The following is a 2,334-nucleotide window of genomic DNA, read 5'->3' as shown; positions in this document are numbered from 1 at the left end:
CAACAAACTACATTGAAACTTAGTCGGATTTAACTGTAGCATATTTTGGGTTCCAGTTAAGATGCGTTTACCCTGCCATTCGTCTTAGAAGAGCCAAGTTTTGAGGGCTGTTTAACGACCGAATGCGGCATTGGTCTTCATTAAAAGTGACATCTAAAGTCCAATGAACTTGGTTTTCAATCCCCCAATGTTGACGAATTACACGACCATTAAGCTGAGCATCCACTGGTAAAGAACTTAGGTAAAACTGTACTTCTTGAGTCGTTTTGTTCCAAAGATGACGGACTCGTTCTACACAAACAATAGTCTGAATATCTGTCCATTGTTCTTGTTTATAAAGTCCTCCTAATGCCGCCAATGGCACCGCCCAAACTTTTCTAATTTCGACGCGATGATGTCCCTTTTCTGTTCGGGAATCCTGACTCACTTCAATTCCCTCAAACTCTTGAGCTTTCGCCATCTCAAACCAGGTTTTAACTTGATTATAAAGAGTTGGATGATTACTTTTTAAAGTGATTACATAATCGGCTTTTTTCTGACGAATCAACCGCACAATCTCGGTTTGTGTCCCCATCGCATCAATCGTAATAATGGCTCCGGTGATGTCAATTAATTCCAATAATGCCGGGATCGCTGTGATTTCATTTGAATGGTCTTCAACTTTGACTTGTCCCAAGACTAACCGATGTTCACTCGCCCACGCCGTCACTAAATGTAAGTTTTTTACCCCTTTTTGTCGGTCATAAGATCCTCTCATACTTTTTCCATCAATCGGGATCACTTCTTGGCTAATTGAACCGATTAATTGGTTAATCCATGTTCGCAATTTTTGCTCTAACATGTTGGGGTCTAACTTTTCAAAGACCTGACGGAATGTATCATCACTCGGGATGCCATTGGGTAATTTTAAAAACTTTTGTAACCAGGTAAGCTTACTGATTCCATAATTTTCCATGTCTTCCCACCCATGGGCTCCGGCTATGACCGCTAAAAGGGCAATGACGAGAATGTCTTTGAGTAAATGTTGTTTGGTTCGCTCCACTATGAGGGTCTGGTACGTCATCAAAATAATTTGAAAAGCCAGCTTGTAAATCTTCGATAGAGATGGATTTTGGCTTGTTGAGCTCTTTGGATTTTGCTGTTGGCTTGGAGGGAGCGAATCCTTTACTCATACCCATAAACTTTTCCTTACCTTGATGACTTAGCTTTTGAGGCATTATAGAACCGTTAATGACGAGCGGGTTTCCCTGTGTATTTTGTTTGTTTTGTCAAGTACAATTTATACCAAATTAGATGAGCTTACCCTGGGCGTAATAGCTGGATTGTCAAAAAAGTTAAGTGATGAGTCACGTGAATTCAAGAGTTATAAGCAAATTGCGAAATGGGTGGAAAACAACTATAAAATATCACTCAATTATCACACATTATACAAACACTTACATTATCGAATGAAAGCTAAACTCAAGGTACCAAGACGCTCCAGTATAAAAAAAGATGAGCAAGCAGCTATCGCTTTCAAAAATACACTCAATAAATTGCTGAAAATGGCTTGCTGGTTAGAGTATACGACTCCTGATCCAGCAAAAAATGGGGTCAAGTATTGGTCTCAAGATGAAACTAGAATTGGCTTAAAAACGATTGAGAGAAAAATAATTACAGCTTTGGGAGTTAAGCCAAAAGGTAAAGTTTAATGGACTTTTAAAGCCTTCTATTTATATGGGCACTTGCCCCGAAAACAGGAGAAAATTTTTGGTTAGAGTTCTCACATTTAGATGGTCTCTGCTTTCAAATATTTTTAGATAAATTAGCAGAACAATATCCGGATAATTTAAATATTATCCAATTAGATAATGGGAGATTTCATCATGGCAGTAAGCTAAAAATACCAGATAATGTTATCTTGATATTCCAACCACCCGGAGGCCCTGAATTGTATCCAATCGAAAGAGTATGGCAGCACATTAAACAAGAACTGAGTTGGGACATTTATGATGATTTAGATGGTCTTAAAGAAAAAGTTTGCGCTTATCTTAAAGAATTTTCTACAGAGACAATAGCATCTATAACTGGATGGGATTACATTTTTTCAGCCCTAGCTACTGTTGCATGATTTTTGAAAATTGGTATTATTTAGGAATAAAAATTTAATAACATCAGCGATGTATAATAAATAGACCTCTTGCCAAAAAAATATGTGTTATCCTTAAGAGTTTGCTCAAGTTTAGGTAAAACTTTGAATTATTGGGTTGATTGGCATGTAACCGTTCAGGGGGGGTAGAAGAGAAATAGCCCAAAAAGCGGAGAAAATCTGATAAATTAAGTGACATGGAAGAA

The 2,334-nt window shown here is 37.7% G+C and carries 2 protein-coding genes and 1 pseudogene; 2 read left to right on the top strand and 1 reads right to left on the bottom strand.

Annotation, left to right across the window (positions count from 1 at the left end; translation table 11 throughout):
- Window positions 1-73 precede the first annotated feature (73 nt).
- Window positions 74-1,172 (bottom strand): annotated as a pseudogene (locus QUB44_RS30545) (ISAs1 family transposase); the annotation flags it as partial.
- Window positions 1,173-1,265: 93 nt separating this feature from the next.
- Here QUB44_RS30545 and QUB44_RS30540 point away from each other — a divergent pair.
- Entirely contained in the window at window positions 1,266-1,691 is a 426-nt protein-coding gene (locus QUB44_RS30540) for a winged helix-turn-helix domain-containing protein (RefSeq protein WP_333373610.1), read from the top strand.
- Window positions 1,692-1,714: 23 nt separating this feature from the next.
- Window positions 1,715-2,110, top strand: a complete 396-nt coding sequence (locus QUB44_RS31355) for a transposase (protein ID WP_445299947.1) — start codon at window positions 1,715-1,717, stop codon at window positions 2,108-2,110.
- The last annotated feature ends 224 nt before the right edge of the window (window positions 2,111-2,334 follow it).

The organism is Microcoleus sp. AT3-D2, from assembly GCF_036705715.1.
Taxonomy (GTDB): Bacteria; Cyanobacteriota; Cyanobacteriia; order Cyanobacteriales; family Microcoleaceae; genus Microcoleus.
This window is presented reverse-complemented; position numbering and strand designations above follow the sequence as displayed.